General features: G+C 73.4%; 11 protein-coding genes. 6 read left to right on the forward strand and 5 right to left on the reverse strand.

Annotation, left to right across the window (positions count from 1 at the left end; genetic code table 11):
• Nucleotides 1-4: 4 nt before the first annotated feature.
• Nucleotides 5-1,534, forward strand: a complete 1,530-nt coding sequence (locus ACWDRB_RS06095) for an FAD-dependent monooxygenase (RefSeq protein ID WP_449892029.1) — start codon at nucleotides 5-7, stop codon at nucleotides 1,532-1,534.
• Here ACWDRB_RS06095 and ACWDRB_RS06100 read toward each other — a convergent pair.
• From ACWDRB_RS06100 to ACWDRB_RS06110, 3 genes are read right to left on the reverse strand one after another with little or no spacing between them, the layout of a single operon-like run.
• Entirely contained in the window at nucleotides 1,531-2,793 is a 1,263-nt protein-coding gene (locus ACWDRB_RS06100; RefSeq protein WP_449892030.1) for a M20/M25/M40 family metallo-hydrolase, read from the reverse strand. The genes ACWDRB_RS06095 and ACWDRB_RS06100 overlap by 4 nt on opposite strands.
• Nucleotides 2,790-4,649, reverse strand: coding sequence for a prolyl oligopeptidase family serine peptidase (locus tag ACWDRB_RS06105; protein ID WP_449892031.1), 1,860 nt, complete (start codon nucleotides 4,647-4,649; stop codon nucleotides 2,790-2,792). Before ACWDRB_RS06105 ends, ACWDRB_RS06100 begins: the two co-directional genes overlap by 4 nt.
• 4 nt (nucleotides 4,650-4,653) lie before the next feature.
• On the reverse strand, nucleotides 4,654-5,706 hold the full coding sequence (locus ACWDRB_RS06110) for a C39 family peptidase (RefSeq protein ID WP_449892032.1): 1,053 nt from the start codon (nucleotides 5,704-5,706) through the stop codon (nucleotides 4,654-4,656).
• A 93-nt stretch (nucleotides 5,707-5,799) separates the two neighbouring features.
• Here ACWDRB_RS06110 and ACWDRB_RS06115 point away from each other — a divergent pair, with 93 nt between their 5' ends.
• Entirely contained in the window at nucleotides 5,800-7,128 is a 1,329-nt protein-coding gene (locus tag ACWDRB_RS06115) for an SWIM zinc finger family protein (RefSeq protein ID WP_449892033.1), read from the forward strand.
• Complete coding sequence (locus ACWDRB_RS06120; RefSeq protein WP_449892034.1) at nucleotides 7,125-9,848, forward strand: hypothetical protein; 2,724 nt, start codon at nucleotides 7,125-7,127, stop codon at nucleotides 9,846-9,848. The genes ACWDRB_RS06115 and ACWDRB_RS06120 overlap by 4 nt, the downstream gene beginning before the upstream one ends.
• Nucleotides 9,849-9,892: 44 nt before the next feature.
• Here ACWDRB_RS06120 and ACWDRB_RS06125 read toward each other — a convergent pair whose 3' ends face one another.
• Nucleotides 9,893-11,002: a DUF5925 domain-containing protein gene (locus tag ACWDRB_RS06125; RefSeq protein WP_363964063.1), complete on the reverse strand. Its 1,110-nt coding sequence runs from the start codon at nucleotides 11,000-11,002 to the stop codon at nucleotides 9,893-9,895.
• A 66-nt stretch (nucleotides 11,003-11,068) separates the two neighbouring features.
• Nucleotides 11,069-12,523 (reverse strand): serine/threonine-protein kinase, encoded by a 1,455-nt coding sequence (locus tag ACWDRB_RS06130; protein ID WP_449892035.1) that lies wholly within the window; start codon nucleotides 12,521-12,523, stop codon nucleotides 11,069-11,071.
• Nucleotides 12,524-12,617: 94 nt separating this feature from the next.
• Between ACWDRB_RS06130 and ACWDRB_RS06135 the strand changes: the two genes are divergently transcribed.
• From ACWDRB_RS06135 to ACWDRB_RS06145, 3 genes are all read left to right on the forward strand, one after another.
• Nucleotides 12,618-14,483, forward strand: coding sequence for a CASTOR/POLLUX-related putative ion channel (locus tag ACWDRB_RS06135; RefSeq protein WP_449892036.1), 1,866 nt, complete (start codon nucleotides 12,618-12,620; stop codon nucleotides 14,481-14,483).
• Nucleotides 14,484-14,501: 18 nt separating this feature from the next.
• A complete protein-coding gene (gene mtnA, locus ACWDRB_RS06140) occupies nucleotides 14,502-15,440 on the forward strand; it encodes an S-methyl-5-thioribose-1-phosphate isomerase (RefSeq protein ID WP_350726623.1) in 939 nt (312 codons plus the stop codon).
• An 81-nt stretch (nucleotides 15,441-15,521) separates the two neighbouring features.
• The gene (locus ACWDRB_RS06145) at nucleotides 15,522-17,225 is read left to right on the forward strand and encodes a peptidoglycan-binding protein (RefSeq protein ID WP_449892037.1); all 1,704 of its coding nucleotides are present in this window, start codon (nucleotides 15,522-15,524) and stop codon (nucleotides 17,223-17,225) included.
• The last annotated feature ends 85 nt before the right edge of the window (nucleotides 17,226-17,310 follow it).

Below are 17,310 nucleotides of genomic sequence, written 5' to 3' on the forward strand. Positions count from 1 at the left end.
GGAGATGACCGACGTGATCATCGTCGGCGGCGGGCCGGTCGGGCTGCTGCTGGCGTGCGAGCTCAAGCTGGGCGGGGCCGACCCGCTGGTCCTGGAGGCGGCCACGGGCGAGGAGCGCCGGACGCGCAGCCTCGGCCTGCGCTCGCTCAACGCGCGCACCGTGCAGTCGCTGGCCCTGCGCGACCTGGTCGAGCCGGTGGCGGGGGAGCAGTGGGCGATGCTCGACGAGCTGGCCGCGCGCCGCGAGCCCGCCGGGGCCGACCTGGTCGCCATGATGGTGGAGCTGCTCCAGGAGGGCCTGATCAGGGGACACTTCGGCGGGCTGCCGCTGCTGGGCGAGGCCGGAGACGCCGAATACCTCATGCTCAAGCAGGACCGGCTGGAGGCCGTCCTGGCCGAGCGGGCCACCGGCATGGGGGTGCGGATCTGGCAGGGGTGCGCGGTGAGCGACGTCGCGCAGGACGAGTCCGCCGCCGTCGCCACGCTCGCCGACGGGCGGACGGTGCGGGCCGCGTACCTCGTGGGGTGCGACGGCGGGCGGAGCCTGGTGCGCAAGCGGTCGGGGTTCGCGTTCGAGGGGACGCCGGCGACCATGACGGGGCGGACCGCCGTGGCCGAACTCGCCTCCGCCGAGGCCGTGACGTCGTCCCTGCGCCACCCCGGCGGCCTGGTTAACCTGTCGCTGGTGCCGGGGGAGATCGCCACCATCGAGTTCGACGGCGGGCCCGGCGACCGGGACGCGCCGATGACGGCCGAGGAGCTGGAGGACAGCCTGCGGCGGGTGACGGGGCACGACGTGGTGGTCAAGCGGCTGGAGACCGGCATCCGCTACAGCGACAACACCCGGCACGCGGGGACGTACCGCCAGGGTCGGGTGCTGCTGGCGGGGGACGCGGCGCACGTGCACTCGCCGATCGGCGGCCAGGGGCTCAACCTGGGGCTGCAGGACGCGGTCAACCTCGGGTGGAAGCTGGCCCTGGTGGCCCGGGGGCTCGCGCCCGAGGCGCTGCTGGACACCTACACCGCCGAACGGCACCCGGTGGCGGCCAGGGTGCTGCGCAACACCCGGGCCCAGGTGGCGCTGATGCGGCCGGGGCCGCAGGTGGAGGCGTTGCGGGAGGTGCTGGCGGAGGTGATCGAGCTGCCGGACGCCAAGCGGCACTTCACGGGGATGGCCGACGGGACGGAGGCGGACTACGCGCCCGGCTCGGCGCACCCCCTCGTCGGGCGGTTCGCACCGCTCCTGGAGGCGGTCCCCGAGCCGGCTCCCGCGAAGGCCCGGACGGTCGCCGAGCTGCTGCGGGACGGGCGCGGCCTCGTGCTGGCCCTCTCGGGAGCGCCCGGCGACGGCGGGCTCGACGCCGCCGTGGCGGGCCACCGCGACCGCGTGCGGGTGGCGCACGCTTCGACCATGCCCGGCGACGGGGATGCGGAGGTGCTGCTGGTGCGGCCCGACGGCTATGTCGCGTGGGCGGGCGGGCGCGACGGGGTCGCCGCCGCGCTCACCACGTGGTTCGGCCCGCCCAGGGGCTAGGCGAGGAGACGGGTGAGGACCCGGGTGCCGAATTCGAGCCCCTCCACCGGCACCCGCTCGTCCTTGCCGTGGAACATCCCGAAGTAGTCCAGGTCCGGCCGGAGCATGAGGGGCGCGAAGCCGTACCCCTTGATGCCGATCCGGGCGAAGGACTTGGCGTCCGTGCCGCCGGCCATCACGTACGGCACCGGCCGGGCGAGCGGGTCCTCGGCCACCAGCGCGCCCGCCAGCGTGTCGAAGAACGCCGACGGGTACGGCGCGTCGGGCGCGTCCTCCAGGTTGACGAACTCCCGGGTGATCTTCGGCCCGAGCAGCGTGTCGATCGTCTCCAGGAACTCCTCCTGCGACCCCGGCAGGTAACGCCCGTCCACGTGCGCCTCCGCCGTGGAGGGCACCACGTTCACCTTGTAGCCGGCGTCGAGCATCGTCGGGTTCGCCGAGTTGCGGATCTGGCTCTTGAACAGGCCGCCCAGCGGCCCGAGCCGGGCGGCCTCCTCGTCGAGGCGGTCGAGGTCGATCGGCCGGCCGGTGATCTCCGACAGGTTCTCGATGAGGGCGGCCACCGACGGCGTCAGGCGTACGGGCCACCGGTGGGAGGCCACCCGCGACAGGGCGTGCACCAGCGTGGCGACCGGGTTGTCCACCGGCGGGCGGGAGCCGTGCCCGGCCACGCCGTGCGCGGTGAGCTTCATCCAGGCGGTGCCGCGCTCGCCGACGGCGATCGGGTACACCCGGTGCTCGCCGGAGGCCACGCTGAAGCCGCCGGACTCGCTGATCGCCTCCGTGACGCCGTCGAACAGCTCCCGGTGCTCGGTGACGGCGTGCCGCGAGCCGTAGTCGCCGGTCGCCTCCTCGTCCGCCAGGAACGCCAGCACCAGGTCACGCTTCGGGCGCACGCCGCGGGCCGCCAGGTCGAGCACGGTCGCGAGGGTCATCGAGCACGACCCCTTCATGTCGACCGCGCCGCGCCCGTACACGCAGCCGTCCACGATCTCCCCCGAGAACGGGTCCATCTGCCACTCGGCCGGGTCGGCGGGCACCACGTCCAGGTGGCCGTGGATCAGCAACGCGTCGGGGGAGTCGCCGTCGATCCTGGCCACGACGGTGGTCCGCTTCGGAGCCGACTCGAACACCACCGGCTCGATCCCCGCGTCGGCCAGCAGCGTGGCGACGTATTCGGCCGCCGGCCGCTCACCGGAGCCCGGGTTGGTGGTGTCGAACCTGATCAGATCCGAGCAGATCTCGGCGACGCTCTTCACGCTCTCCCCTTCAGTGTCAAAGGCGGCACCTCGGGTGTCTCCATGCCGAAGATCAGCCCGTAGAAGGCCAGCTCGGCCTCCAGCACCGAGACGATAGTCTCCTCCCTGCGCCAGCCGTGCTGCTCGCCGGGGTAGGTGAGCAAGGCCCACTCTTTGCCATGTTTGTCCAGTTCGGCGGTGAATCGCTCGGCCTGGCTCACGTCCACGATCGCGTCCTCCAGGCCGTGCAGCATGAGGCACGGGCCCGAGGCGCGGTAGGCGTTCAGTAGCGGCGAGCGCTCGGTGTAGCGGTCGCGGGTCTCGGGCAGCGGGCCCACCAGGCCGTCCAGGTAACGGGACTCGAAGTCGTGCGTCTCGGCCGCCCAGCTCTCCGGGTCGGTGATCGCGTAGTGCGCGACCCCGCCCGCGAACACGTCGCTGTGCACGAGCGCCGCCACCGTCGTCCAGCCTCCGGCGCTGCCGCCCCGGATGGCGATCTTCGCGGCGTCGGCCCGGCCCATCTCGACCAGGCCGCGCGCCACTCTGGCGCAGTCCTGCACGTCCACCACACCCCACTCGTGGCGCAGCCGCTCGCGGTAGGCGCGGCCGTACCCGGTCGATCCGCCGTAGTTGACCACGGCCACGCCGAGCCCTCTGCTGGTGAAGTACGCGATCTCCAGGTCGAGCACGACCGGGAGGTTGCCGGTCGGGCCGCCGTGCACGAAGATCACGTACGGGTTCGGGCCGCTCCGGCCGCCGGACGGCGGGTAGAGGTGCGCGTGCACGCCCTCGATGGTCACGGCCTCGGGCGTGGGCAGCAGGTCGCGGTCCGGCAGCGGCTTGCGCGGCGACACGACCTCGTGGGTGCCGTCCGCGAGGTCGACGAGGGTGACCTCCAGCGGCGTGTACGGGGTCGCGCCCACGGCCGCCACCTTGCCGCCCGCGACCGACACGGTCGAGGACCAGTAGGTGGCCGTGCCGCCGATGTCCCTGATGTCGCCGCTCTTCGGGTTCAGCACGCCCAGGCGGCGCAGGTCCGGGGTGCCGTACACGACCGCGAGCTCGCCCGTGTCCGCGATGTCCAGGTACGTCATGCCCGGCTTCCACGCGGCGGCGCCGAACTCCTGCTCGACCGGGGTGAGGTTCGTGGCTGGGGAGCCGTCGAGGGGGACGAGGTGGACGTTCCACCAGCCGGTGGGGTCGGTCACGGCGTACAGGCTGCCGTCGTCGCGCCACTCGGCCTGGGCCACCGACTCCTCGGGGCCGCCGGCGACCACCCGGTACGCGCCCGCCGTGCCGTCCTCGCCCAGCGGGGCCACGCACAGCTCGGTGCCGTCCCAGGGCATGTTCGGGTGGTCCCAGCCGATCCAGGCGACGTGGCGGCCGTCGGGGGACAGGCGGGGGTTCATCAGGAAGTGCTGGGCTTTCACGATCACCGTGACCGGGCCGCCGTCCAGGGGCACTGCCACCAGGTCCCGCACGCCGTCCGTCTCCCGGACCGCCCACACCTCGTCCCGGCCGGGCGGGAGGTAGAGGTCCGCGTAGCGGTACGGGCCCTCAGGGGTGATCGCCACCGGATCCGATCCCTCGAGGCGGTAGAGGCGCTGGTCGGCCCAGTTCGTGAAGACCAGGCCGCCGCCCGGGAGCGGACGCCAGGAGCGCCCGCCGTACTCGATCACCCGGTTGCGCGCGTTCCAGCCCGTCGGAAGGGCGTCCACACGGGTGCCGTCAGGGAGGCGGCGCACGACGCAGCGGCGTCCGCCCTCGGCCGGGCGTGGCTCGTCCCACCAGACCTCGACGCCGGAGGGCGTGGCCACCGCCTCCACCCACTGCGGGCCGCCGTCGGTACGGGCCACGTCGATCGGTCGAATGCTCATCAAGTCACCAATTGCCATTCGTACATGGAGGAAGTGGATGGTCAGGCGGGTGAAGGATGTACGCGATGCCCCCGCTGCCCGAGCTCCTGAGCCATACGTTCTCGAACGCTGCCCGCGGATAGACCCTTCGAACCGAGGCGTCATCGGGAGCCGCGGGATCGTTGGCGACGATGTCGCCCTCGACGGTGAAACCGGTGACGACCAGGATGTGCCCGCTGGTGGAGTAGCAGGAACCGGGCAGCTCGGCCGCCTTGAACGACTGCGACGTGATCACCGGGACGCCCGCCCGCACGAACGCCTCCAGCTCCACCGCCGACCGCAGCCGCGTCACGAACCCGGCCAGGCCGTAGCGCCCCGCGTACGCCACGTTGAACGGCCAGTTGCCGGTGCCCTGGTAGCTCTCGTCGTACGTGCCCATGGCCGCGTGATCCACGGACGGGGCCGGATCGCCGTCCCCCACCCAGGCCAGCTCGGCCGGCCCGGGACCGCGGCCCCAATGGCCCAGCACCATGGCCACCGAGGTCGGGCCGCACCAGTTGACACCCCCGCCGTCCCACTGCGGGTGGTGCCCGGCGTGCGCGTGCTGGGAGTACGCGGGCACCGCCAGCTCCACCGCCCCCGCGGCGCCGAAGGGGCTCGGCTCGACCGGGCGGCGCGGCACGGCCGAGGCCATCACGCCCAGCCCGGTCACCCGCGCGTCCCCGCCGTGCGCCGCGACCCGCACCTGGTACGCCACGACCGGCCGCCGGGCCACGAAGGTGTCCACCGCCACGTCCCCGTCCTCGTCGCCCTGACCGGGCACCGAGGTGCGGGGGGTGCCGTGCTCCGACCAGCGGCCCATGACGTACCACTTGGTGAGATCGCCCCGCTCGGTCCTGGCCCGGAGCGCCACCTCGATCCACGAGCCCGGCGGGGTGCGCGCGGTCCACGAGGGGATGAGCTGGGTCGCCGCGAAGCCGATCCGCTGCTCCGCGCTCGCCCACGAACCCGCCTGCGGCGAACCCGCGGGTACGGCGAAGCGGGTGAAGGCGACGCGGGCCAGGTCGACGGTGAGCACCAGCCATATTGTGGTTTCGCACCCTGTGTCACACATCGGATGGTTTACGTACCAGCCCCGTTTGTGTCGGTGGTGATCTCTATGGTTCGGGGCATGACTCAGGCGGTACAGGCATATTCGTACGCGGGCCCCTCCACGCTCACCGACGGCAGGCTCGGTCTCTCGACCTCCGGTGGCACGGCGTTATCGGGGCCGCAGACGCACCCGCGCTTCTTCAGCGGGCTGCTCACCCACGCGGCTCCGGCCGCGGCCGGGCTGCTCGCGGTGGCGGACGTGGCGCTCGCCCGCTACCACCAGCCCAGGCCGGGCTGGACCCGCGACCCGGTGGTGACGTGTGACGGCGGGCGGCTGCGGTTCGAGTCGTTCTCGGCGTGCGGCGGCGTCTATGCCCGGCTCGACGTGCTGGAGCTCGACGGCGACGTGCTCGACCGGGGCACCACCAACGTCGACGTCAACGGCCCGCTGCGCGAGTCCCTGGCCAGGGTGGGCGGCAGGGATCCGCTCCACCTGGGCGTCGGCCCCGACGAGCTGACGGTCACCACGCTCGACGGCGCGGTCGTGGAGAAGAAGGTGCCGCTGCCGTCGCGGTGGCTGCGCGGGTTCGCGGAGGTGCAGGTGATCGCGTCCGGCTGGGACCTGCGGGCCGAGCTGGCCGGGCCGCACGCCGTGCGCTTCCTGCGCTCCCTGCCGAAGGGCGCCCGCTCCACCGTCTGGGCCGTCCCCTCGGGCCGTGACCTGCGCGTGGCCTCAGGTCCCGCGCGCGGCGGGGTCTGCCTGTCGGGCACCGGTCGGGTGGCCACGCTGCTGCCGCTGCTCAGGTTCGCCAAGGCACTGAGGGTGTACGGGCCCGCCGACGGCTCGTCCACGGCCGGCGCCTGGGAGCTGGAGCTGCCCGGCATGCGTTACACGCTGGCCGTCTCGCCCGAGCCGTGGCGCGGGTTCTCCGGCGAGGGGGCGGTGCTGTCCGACCTGGCCACCGACGAGGCCGCGGACGACGCCGACGTGGTGGGCATGCTGCTCAACTTCGAGCCCACGGTCGAGCTGGGGCTGCTCGCCGACCGTTCCGGGCTTGCGATCGAACGCGTACGCGCCGCGCTCACCCAGCTCGGCACGGCCGGGCGCGTCGGCTACGACCTGCACGAGGCGGCCCACTTCCACCGCGAGCTGCCCTACGACAGGGACCAGGTGGCGGAGCTCAACCCCCGGCTGACGGCCGCCCGCGCGCTGGTGGACTCCGGCGCCGTACGGGTGCTCGGGGAGACGGCCGAGGTGACGACCGACGGCGGGGTGCGGCGGGTGCGGATCGCCGACGGCGAGTGCACGTGCCCGTGGTGGTTCGACCACCGGGGCTCGCGGGGGCCGTGCAAGCACGTGCTGGCGGCCAGGATCGCCGCCCGCGTCGCCGTAGAGGTCGCTCCGTGACCGCATGGGAGACGGTGGTGGCGGCCATCGACACCGGGGACCCGCAGTGGGTCGCCGAACGCGTCCTCGCCCTGGGCGAGCGCGAACGCCGTGAGGTGGCCGCCCTGCTCCCCGCCCACGTCGCCGTGGCCGAGGAGCGGGCCCATGCCCGGGAGCTGGAGCGCATCGCCAGGCGGGAGCGCGAGAGCGAGGCCGCCTGGCGCGAGCACGTGCGCCGGGCCGAGCGCGCCGGCCGCACCGTCCACGAGTACGAGCGCTGGGAGTGGAACACCCCCTGGAACCCGCCCTGGCCGCTCGAGCGCGAGGAGAACTGGGCCGACTCCCTGCGGGTCGCGGGCGCGGCCACCATCGGCGGCGCGGCGGCCGTCGTGGCCTGGCTCAACCGCCGCGAGTTCCAGGACCGCGGGGAGGCGAGCGGCGCCACCGCCGCGATCCTCGAACGCGTCCTGTCCGCCCGCCCGGCCGCGTGGCAGGAGGACTTCGCCACCCGCGCCGCGCTGCGGCTGCGCCCGGCGCCCCGCCGGCGCCGCCGCTCGGACGAGATGGACGCGCTCGCCCTGGCCATGCTGTGCCGCACCGGCGTGGTCCCGCCCGAGCACGACCCCCTCGTGGTGGCCTGGGTACGCCGGCCGCCCGTTCGCGAGGACCCGCTGCTCGACCACCTCCTTCCCCGGCTCTTCGAGGCGGAGGGCGTGGGCGCGGTGCTGCGGGGCGAGCGCGCGGAGCCGCTGACGCGCGGCACCTGGCTGGCCGCGCTCAAGAGGCTGGCCGGTCAGGGCCGCCGCGACCTGCTGCTCGACGGGTGCGTACGGCGGTTCCTGCGCGGCGGTGAGGCCGCCGATCTGCGCTTCTTCGTCCGCCTGCACGAGCTGCTCCAGCCGACCCCCGACGAGGTGAGCAAGCACGCCGCCGACTACCTGCGCCTGCTGCCCGCCGCGCCGGGACCCGTCGCGGAGGTGGCGCTGCGCCACCTGCGCGGGCTCGACCACCTGGACCGCGCGGACGTGTCGGAGGCGGTGCGGGCGCTGCTGTTCAGGGCGGAGCGCAAGCTGGTGACGGCCGGGCTGACCTGGCTCGACGCCGTCGCCCGCGCCTGGCCGGGCGACCTCGACGAGCTGGCGCCCGCGCTGGGGTCCGCGTTCGCCTGCGAGTCCGCCGACGTGCAGGGGCGGGCGGTGCGGATCGCGGTCAAGCACGCCAAACGGTTCACGCCGGTGGGGGCGCAGGCCCTGCGTGACTCCTTCGGGCTGCTGCCGCACCAGCTCGGGGAGACCCTCGTGGCGGTGTTCGGCGGGGAGGCCGCCGAGGAGCCGCCGGAGCCCTTCACGCCTGCCCCGCTGCCCGCGCCGCGCTTCGCCGAGGCGTTCCCCGGGCCGGTGACCGCGCCCGTGGAGCTGGGACCGTGCGGGGGCGGATGGGAGTCCGCCGAGCTGTGGCTGGCGGGCGTCGTACGGCTGCTCCACGACGACCGGGACGGGCTCGTGGCGAGGCTGTCGGAGTGGCGGCTGGGCGCCCGCTCGCACGAACGGCCGTGGCTGGACGTCTGGCAATGGTGCGAGGAGATCGCCCGGCTGATCCTGACGGGCGGCTCCGCGGCTGACGGGCTGCCTCCGGGCGACCCCCGGGGCGGCGCGGTGTCGGCGCCGCACCTGTTCCTGCTGCGGCGGTGGGCCGAGGTCCACTCGGCGCTCCAGGACGGCGCCCTTCCGCCGTACCTGCTGGCCGAGCCCACCGAGGGCACCGGGCACGTGGCCGCCGGGGAGCTCGTGGCGCGGCTGGCGGGCTACGAGCGACGTGGTGCCGAGGCCCTGCCGGCGGACCTGCAGCAGGCGCTGCTGCGGCTGCCGCGGGAGGTGGCGCCCGAGGTGGTGGCGCGGGCGCGGCTGCTCGCCTCGGAGGCGGGGCGGGCGGCGGCCCGGTGGATGGACGGCGGCCGCCCCGAGCCGGTCACGGAGGTCGGCTGGCTCGCCTCCGGGCGGCTGGACCCCGGCGGCGAATACCGCGACGACCGGGGTCCGGCCGACACCCGGACCCCCGACCTGGAGCCCAGGATCCGGGTGGCGCCGACAGGGCTGCCGCTGGTCGACGAGCTGTTCACCGAGCCCGGCTGGCGGCGGCGGGCAGGGCAGGGTGGGCTGCTGCCGTGGTGGCCGTACGTGCTGCCGTCCCACCGGGAGGTCGTCGCGCAACACTTCGTCCCGCACCTGATGTACGGGTGGCCGGTGGAGGGGGCGAGGCCGCCCGAGGCGTACGCCCTCGCGCTGGCCGACGGTCCGTGGGGCGAGGGGATGGCGCTCGTGGTGGCGTTCTTCCTGGCCGACCCGTCCTGGTCGAAGCTGCCCGTGGTGCGGGCGCGCCTGGTGGTGGACCTGGCGGCGCGCGGCGACGAGGACGCCGAAGGGATCGGCCGGCAGCTCGGACTGCTGCTGCGCAGGACGTGGTTCAAGCCCGGCCCGGTCCTCGAGACCCTGGAGAGCGCGGCCGAGCAAGGAGCGCAGTGGGAGGTGTGGCGGATCATGACCGGGTTCCTGCCGGTGTTCCTGCCGGGGCCGGAGGAACGGCCGCACACCCGGCACACGCAGGTGCTCGCGTTCGCGCTGCGCGCCGCCCGGTGGGCCGGAGCGCGGGGGCCGGTGCCCTGCGTGGCGGAGATCGCCGAGCGGCGGGCGTCGAACAACTTCGTCCGCGAGGCCCGCCGCCTGCACACCTACCTGACGTGACCGTCACGTGACCGGCACGTGACCGCCTCTGGCCGGCGCGCCGGTCAGAGGTAGAGGCCCGTGGACTCGTCGCCCGGCTGCGGGGTGAACTCGCGGCCCGCGCGCAGGGCGTACAGCTGGGCCAGCGTCGCGCCCGACGCGCTCACCCCGTTGGCGGAGCCCAGCCAGGTGACGGCCTCGTCCTTGGTCAGCGGCCCGACCTCCACCTGCGCCAGGCAGCGGCCGGGGCGGACGACGGCCGGGTGGAGACGGGCGAGGTCCTCGTTGGTGGTGATCGCCACCAGGACGTCCCGCCCCTGGCCGAGCAGGCCGTCGGTCAGGTTGAGCAGGCGCGAGAGCCCCTGGCCCGCCTGGGCCTTGGCGCCCGAGCTGATCAGCTCGTCGCAGTCCTCCAGGACGAGCAGCCGCCAGCGCTGCGTGTCCTCGTCGGAGTCGTAGCCGACGGCCACCTCCATCAGGTAGCCCGGCTCGTTGAACAGCCGCTCGGGGTCGAGCACGCAGTCCACCTGGCACCAGTCGTGCCACTGCTTGGCCAGCGTGCGCAGCAGCGTGGTCTTGCCGGTGCCCGGCTCGCCGTGCAGCAGGATCAGGCGGCCGTTGACGTCGGCGGGGGTGATCGACATCAGCCGGTCGAGGGCGGGGCGGACCTTGGCCGAGTAGTTCTTGTTGATCTCGTCCCAGGGCTGGGCCGTGATCGGCTTCTCCGAGCGGGTGCCGCCGTGCATGCCGCGCCACCAGAAGCCCATCTCGACGTGGTCCACCTCCGGCATGGCCTCTTCGGCGCCCTCGATGCTCTGCGCGAGCACGCTCTTGGCCAGGTCCTCGTCCACGGCCGTGACGCTGACGGTGGCCGTGCGGTTGCGGTGACGCACGACGCGCAGGGTCCAGCCCTCGCCGGCGATGAGCCGCGACTCCGAGCCGTCCTCGACCCGCGCCGTGCGCAGCAGGCGGCCGTCGGCCGGGCTCAGCGGGGCGTCAGGGCGTACGCGCTCCAGATTGGCAAGGCGGGACCACGGTTGCGCACCCGTCGCGAACGGCGACAGCGCCAAGGCGTCGATGACGTCGATCGCGGAGTCGGCATCGTCGATCCAGATGTTCATGGGGAGCTCTGAAGACTCCCGGCTGGGGAACGGCACCTCCCTCATCACAGACATAACGTTAATGATCCAGCGTCCAGCCGTCACATGTCGAAGGGTTTTGCGGAAAATTCGTGGTATCGGTTAGCTCTTGTTCAGAGTGCCGGTCTGGGTGACGATGCCGGGGCCGGGCTCGTCCCGCCAGGTGTAGGAGAGGGCGTCGCCCTGTTTGGCGAGCCAGACGGTGCCCGGGATGCAGCCGCCCTCCATCGCCTCCAGCGAGAACGTCAGCCGCGCCGCCTCCACCTGGGTCAGGATGATCATGCCGCGGCAGCTCGCGCCGGCGTCCTTCTCGCTCCACTGCGCGGTGGACGCGCCCGGCTTCAGCACCACGGTGTTCTCGGCCCCGTCGGTGTCCATGGGGTTGGTGCTCTCCGTCCGGCCCGTCCACGTCCCCGCGTAGGCGGCGGGGATCTTGAGCTTCCCGCCGGAGGCGGTGGGCGTCGCGCTGCCCGCGGACGCCGTCGGGGTGGCCGGTGGGGTCGAGGGCGGGGTGGCCGGCGGGGTGGCCGAGGGGGAGCTGTCGTCCTGGTCCGCGAGCGGGGTCGGGGTGCTGTTCACGGAGAGGATCGTGACGACGGTCGCGGCGAGGGCGACCAGGCCCGCCAGCGCGCCGATGAGCAGGCCCCGCGAGCGGGAGCGTCCCGTCCCCTGGGTGGTGATCGCGGCCTGAGGGCGCGGCCCCGTGCGAAGTCCCTCGGGTACGGCGGCGTCCCGCGGGAGAGGGGCCGCCGGAGGGCCCTGCGGGGCGTTGGGGTTGACCAGGGACATCATCAGCTGCTGGGCCGTGGGCCGCCGCGACGGCTCCTTGGCCAGGCAGGACGCGATCACCCCGCGCAGGCGCGGCGGCAGCGGCGACAGGTCCGGCTCTGCGTGGAGCACCCGGTGCAGCACGGCGGGCACGGTGTCCGCGCCGAACGGGCTCGTGCCCGTGGCCGCGAACAGCATCGACGAGGCCCACGCGAACACGTCGGAGGCGGGGGAGGCGGGCGAGCCGCTGATCTGCTCGGGCGCAAGGTAGGCGGGGGTGCCGATCAGGCCGGAGGTCATCGTGGCCGCCCCCTCGGCCCGGGCGATGCCGAAGTCCACCACCCTGGGCCCGTCGGGCCCGAGCAGCACGTTGGCCGGCTTGAAGTCGCGGTGCACGATCCCGGCCGCGTGGATGGCGGCCAGGGCGGTGGCCGTGCCGACCGCCAGGCGTTCGAGGTCGCCGCCGCGCAGCGGGCCGCGCTCGCGCACCCGGTCGGCCAGCGAGGGGCCGTCCACGAACTCGCTCACCACGAACGGCCGTGGCCCGTCGGCCGAGACGTCGAGGACCCGCGCGGTGCAGAAGGAGGCGATGCCCTCCAGCGCGTCCAGCTCGCGCGCCAGCCTGGCCCGCGTCTGCTGGTCGCCGGTGCTCAGCAGCTTGACCGCGACCGGTTCGCCGGCGGCGGTGTGGGCGAGATAGACCACACCCTGCCCGCCCTCCCCGAGCCGGCCGGACAGGGTGTACCCGCCCAGGGACGGCGGGTCGTCCGGTAGCAGGGGGCTCGCCATGGCCGATACGTTACCGGTCGCCATGCGCTTGTGAAGATCCACCGGTACCTTGGGGCGTTGGGCAAATCACACCTTAAGCGGAGGTATCGGGGAAGTGTCGAAGGCGACGTTCCGTGAAAGGGCGCGTTACTGGTTCGACAACACCATGTCCAGGGGGACCGCCTCGTTGATCGGCTGGCTGGCCGTGGTGTCGGTGGGGCTGATCGTGGTCGTGGCCGGGCTCACGCTCTGGCTGGCGCCGAACGAGCCCGACGGCGTGAACGGCCCCGGACATGTGCTCTGGATCGCGCTCATGCACGCGCTGAACCCGGGCAAGCTCGCCAGTGACAAGGGCTCGACCGCGTACATGGCCGTGATGTTCGCCGGGTCGATCGGCGGCCTGTTCATCGTCAGCATGCTCGTCGGCCTGCTGTCCAACGGGCTCAAGCAGAAGGTGGACCGCCTGCGCAGGGGACGCTCGCGGATCGTCGAGTCCGGCCACACGGTGGTGCTCGGCTGGTCGGACCAGGTGTTCACGATCGTGGCCGAGCTGGTCAAGGCGCACGCCAGCCAGAAGGGCTCGGTCATCGCCGTCCTCGCGGAACGCGACAAGCTGGCCATGGAGGACGACATCCGCGAGGCCGTCGGGGACCTGGGCAGGACCCGGCTGGTCTGCCGCACCGGGCGGCCCACGGAGCCGCGCGACCTCGCGATGATGAACCTGGCCACCGCCCGTTCCGTCGTCGTGCTCTCGCCCGAGGGCGAGGACCCGGACGCGCACGTCATCAAGATCCTGCTCGCGCTGGCCAAGCGCCGTGGCGTTCACCCGCCGGTGGTCGCCGGGCTCACCTCCAGCCGCAACATCGCCGCCGCCCGCCTGGCCGGCGGCGAGGACGTGCACCTCGTCGACTCCGACGACACCGCCTCCCGGCTCATCGTGCAGTCCTCGCGCCAGTCGGGCATGTCCGTCGTCTGCATGGACCTGCTGAACTTCGACGGCGGCGAGATCTACCTGCGCACGCCCAAGAAGCTCGTCGGCGTCACGTACGGCGATGCGCTGCACGCGTACCAGACCGCCTCCGTCATCGGCCTGCGCCGGCCGACCGGCGTCGTGCTGAACCCGCCCATGGACACCGTCATCAAGGCCGACGACGAGGTCATCGTCATCGCCCACGACGACTCCCACATCCGCCTGGCCGCCGGCAAGCCGTCCATGGACGAGTCCGCCGTCGTCGAGGCGGAGGCGCCGCCCACCGAGCCCGAGCGCACGCTCCTGCTCAACTGGAACGGCCGGGCCGAGCAGATCGTCCGCTACCTCGACGGCTACGTGGCCCCCGGCTCGGTGCTGGAGATCGCCGCAGACCACCCCAAGGCCGGCACCGGCCTGGCGGGCCTGCGCCACCTCACCGTGAACGTCAAGGACTGCGACACCACCGACAGGTACGCGCTGGAGTCGCTCGGCGTCGGCCTCTTCCAGCACGTCATCGTGCTCTCCGACGACCGCTTCGCCGCCCACCACGCCGACACCCGCACGCTCATGACGCTGCTCCAGCTCCGCGACATGCAGAGCACGCTCGGCGAGCACTACTCGATCGTCAGCGAGATGCACGACGAGAACAACCGGGCCCTGGCCGAGGTCACCGAGGCCGACGACATCGTGATCAGCGACACCGTGATCGGCCTGCTGCTCGCCCAGCTCGCCGAGAACCGGCACCTGGCGGACGTGTTCGGCTACCTGTTCGACTCGCGCGGCTCGGAGATCTACCCCAGGCCCGCCGGCTCCTACGTCAAGACGGGGACGCGCGTGCACTTCTCCACGGTCGTGGAGTCGGCCAGGCGCAGGGGCGAGACCGCCATCGGCTACCGCAACGCCCTGGCGCGCAACGACCCGCCGCACTACGGCATCGTCCTCAACCCCGACAAGTCCGAACCCATCGTCCTGAACAAAGGCGACTCGGTGATCGTCCTCGCCGAGCGGTAAAAACGTACAGTTTGCCGTGTGAGGACCATTGACTGGGTGGACGGCGCCGTCGAGCTCGTCGACCAGACACTGCTGCCCGACAAGTGCGTGACGCTGCGCATCCAGACCGTGGACGAACTGGTGGACGCCATCCGGCGGCTGGCCGTGCGCGGCGCGCCCGCGCTCGGCGTGGCGGGGGCGCTCGGCGTGGTGCTGGCCGACGGCGACCCCGCGCAGATCGCCAGGCTCCGCGCCGCCCGGCCCACCGCCGTCAACCTCGCGTGGGGCGTCGACCGGGCCGCCGCCCACCTGCGGGAAGGCCGCGCGTCCGTGCTCGCGGCCGCGCTGCGCGTGCGCGACGACGACATCGCCGCCTGCGTGGCCATGGGGGAGCGCGGGGCCGACCTGCTCGAAGGCGACCGGCTGCGGATCATGACCGTGTGCAACACCGGCGGGCTGGCCGCCGTCGAACGCGGCACCGCGCTCGGCGTCGTGCAGACGCTCCACGAGCGCGGGCGGCTGACCGAGGTGCTCGCGCTGGAGACCCGCCCGCTGCTGCAGGGTGCCCGGCTCACCACCTGGGAGCTGGCCAGGATGGGCGCGCCGCACCGGCTCATCGCCGACTCGGCGGGGCCGTACCTGCTGGCCAAGGGCGAGGTGGACGCGGTGCTCATCGGCGCCGACCGCATCGCCGCCAACGGCGACACCGCCAACAAGATCGGCTCGTACGCCCTCGCGCTCGGCGCGGAGCGCGCCGGGGTGCCGTTCGTGGTGGTCGCGCCCGAGTCCACGATCGACCAGAACACCCCCACCGGCGAGCACATCGAGATCGAGGACAGAGGGGCGGACGAGGTCGTGACGGTCAGAGGTGTACGCGTGGCGCCCGAGGGCACCCGGGCGTTGAACCCGGCCTTCGACGTGACGCCGCACGATCTCATCACCGCGATCGTGACGGACAAACGGGTGATCAGACCCTAGGTAAAATCACCCAACTTCAGGACCCGTCCGCATGCTCCGCGTTACGCTCGGTGGTCTCGACAGCGACTCTCGGAGCTCACCGTGGCCATCGACCTGGTGTTACGCAAAGACTGGAACGCCCGCTCGCCGCGCGGCGACTACACGCAGCTCGACTCCACCAAGGGAGTGAAGGTCCACTACACGGGCGGCAGAGTCGACCCCGGCATCGTCTCCGACCACAGCGGGTGCGTCTCGCTGGTGCGGTCGATCCAGGCGTTCCACATGGACGACAACGGCTGGATCGACATCGGCTACTGCGTCGACGAGGAGACCGAGCTCCTCACCCGGCAGGGCTGGAAGTCGTACCGGGACCTGCGCGCGGGCGACGTCGCGCTCACGCTCGACCACGACACGGGCATGTCCGAGTGGCAGCCCGTGCAAGAGGTGTGCGTGTTCCCCGCGATGGAGCGGGAGATGATCCGGATGGAGGGGCCCGCCCACTCCTCCCTGACCACCCCCCATCACCGTTGGCCCGTGGAGCGCCAGGCGGGGGAGGACACGCGGCGGCTGTGGGTGACCACCGAGACCATCGGTCACCGGGACCGCATCCCTGTCGCGGCGCCCTGCGCCGACCTGCCGGCCGAGGCGAAGTGGTCGGACGCCTTCGTGGAGCTGGTCGCGTGGTTCGCGGCCGAGGGCGCGTCGAGCGCGAGCGGGGTCGCGATCCACCGGTCGCGGCGGGACCCGGCCCATCTCATGCGCGTCCGCGCCGCGCTCCACGGGGTCTTCGGCCCTCCCGCCGCGGGCGCGTCCCGCTGGAGGGAGACGGTCAAGGACGATCTCGTCGAGTTCCGGCTCCCGGCCGACGCCGGACGGCAACTGGTCGAGGTGGCGCCCGGCAGGGTGCCGGGGTACGCATTCCTCCTGTCGCTGACCCGGGCCCAGCTCTCCCTGTTCCTGGAGACCTCCCTGACGGCGGGCGACGCCGGGCGCGACAGGCTCGCCCGCGGGGACCGGGCGGCGGCGGAGGCGTTCATGTTCGCCGCGCTGCTGTCGGGGTCGGGAGCGGCCATGAGCCGCCTGCCGGAGACGGGCATGTGGCTGACCACGATCCGGCGCCGGCACTCCGTCATGCCCCGGACGGCCCTGAGGATCCGGAGGGAGACCTACCGCGGCCGGATCTGGTGTCCCCGGACCGAGAACCAGAGCTGGCTGGCCCGCCGGGAGGGGACCGTCTACTTCACCGGCAACACCATGGTCGCCTGCCCGCACCGCAAGGTGTTCGAGGGACGGGGTCTGCACCACCTGCCCGCCGCGAACGGCCCGGGGCTCAACGCCGGCCACTACGCGGTGCTGGGGCTCGTCGGCAACGCGGGGCTCGTCCAGCCGCCCGACGGGGTGCTGCACGCGATCCTGGACGCCGTCCGGTATCTGCGCGACAAGGGCCGCGCGGGCAAGGAGATCAAGGGACACCGCGACGGCTACTCGACCGACTGCCCCGGAGACCCGCTCTACGACTGGATCCGGCGCGGCGCGCCCCGGCCGGGCGGGACCCCGCCCACGGAGCCGGCCGCGCCGCCGTTCCCCGGGCGGCTGCTGAAGTATCCGCCGGTCATGCACGGCGAGGACGTGCGCACCTGGCAGGCGCAGATGAAGAAGCGCGGCTTCGACCTGGCCGTGGACGGGGCGTACGGCTCCGGGTCGCGCGAGGTGTGCCGCAGGTTCCAGCGGCGGCAGGGCCTCGAGGACGACGGCGTCGTGGGCCCCCTGACGTGGCGGCTGACGTGGGAGGCGCCCCCGTCCTGAATCTGGGCCCTGAATCTGGGGTGGACCGGGGTCGGCGACACACCGAGCCTGGGGTGGACCCGGGGTTACCGCGCCTTCGGAGCTC

This window comes from Nonomuraea sp. NPDC003707, from assembly GCF_053587055.1.

What these genes read in the sequence shown, in the direction of transcription:
- ACWDRB_RS06095 (WP_449892029.1), top strand. Translation starts at nt 5, where the DNA reads ATGACCGACGTGATCATCGTCGGCGGCGGGCCGGTCGGGCTGCTGCTG.
- ACWDRB_RS06105 (WP_449892031.1), bottom strand. Translation starts at nt 4,649, where the DNA reads ATGAGCATTCGACCGATCGACGTGGCCCGTACCGACGGCGGCCCGCAG.
- ACWDRB_RS06115 (WP_449892033.1), top strand. Translation starts at nt 5,800, where the DNA reads ATGACTCAGGCGGTACAGGCATATTCGTACGCGGGCCCCTCCACGCTC.
- ACWDRB_RS06125 (WP_363964063.1), bottom strand. Translation starts at nt 11,002, where the DNA reads ATGTCTGTGATGAGGGAGGTGCCGTTCCCCAGCCGGGAGTCTTCAGAG.
- ACWDRB_RS06130 (WP_449892035.1), bottom strand. Translation starts at nt 12,523, where the DNA reads ATGGCGAGCCCCCTGCTACCGGACGACCCGCCGTCCCTGGGCGGGTAC.